Source organism: Staphylococcus petrasii (assembly GCF_002902565.1).
GTDB lineage: Bacteria > Bacillota > Bacilli > Staphylococcales > Staphylococcaceae > Staphylococcus > Staphylococcus petrasii.
Genome location: NZ_PPRC01000129.1, coordinates 1 through 758 on the forward strand (window position 1 = coordinate 1; position 758 = coordinate 758).

Below are 758 nucleotides of genomic sequence, written 5' to 3' on the forward strand. Positions count from 1 at the left end.
TGTGTATAAGAGACAGCTATTATAGCTATTTTAGTGATATTTAAACCATTTAGTGATGAAAGTAAATATATCGTAGGTGATTGGGAAACTAATACTGATGAATATATAACTTTCCATAAAAATGGAAATCTTGACACTGAAGATACAGATGGTAGTAATTTAGAATATGGGAATTATCAAATTAAAAGATATGGAAAACCAAAGGAATATAAATTAACTGTGAATATTGAAAACGAGCCTGAAGCAACATTTAATTTAAGATTTAGTGATGATTATAAAACAATATATTTAACTTCTGACGATAATGTATCAATAGTACTTAACAGAGAAAACTAATATATTTCCTCACTTGTAAAAGAAAAAATATAATTAAAATAAATTTAAAATTTATTAACAGAGAAAGCTAAAAAATTACCAACAAAAATATAAAGAAAAATTTGTTGTGTCGATTTGAAATAAATACCATCAAAAGCATTTCAGAATATATTATTTTTTAAAGTGTTTACTATGCATAAATACAATTATTCTTTAATTTAAGAGGTAGTATTTTAGAAGAATAAATATAGATAAAAAATTTTTGTTATAGGGCAATAATTAATGCTAATAGTTGTTATGTTACCTAATGATGTGGGTAAAATTCTAATAGGTAACTTGCTTAAACCATTATATATAGTGTCAAGCGTTATATTAATTTTTTCGATATTAGGAGGAGCTTTATAAGGTCAACTAGGGCTCTCTTTGTAATTATTGTGGCAATC

General features: G+C 24.4%; 1 protein-coding gene. It reads left to right on the forward strand.

Annotated features, from left to right (window positions below):
• Window positions 1-33: 33 nt before the first annotated feature.
• Window positions 34-336 (forward strand): hypothetical protein, encoded by a 303-nt coding sequence (locus tag CD127_RS12400; protein WP_103366903.1) that lies wholly within the window; start codon window positions 34-36, stop codon window positions 334-336.
• Window positions 337-758 lie beyond the last annotated feature (422 nt).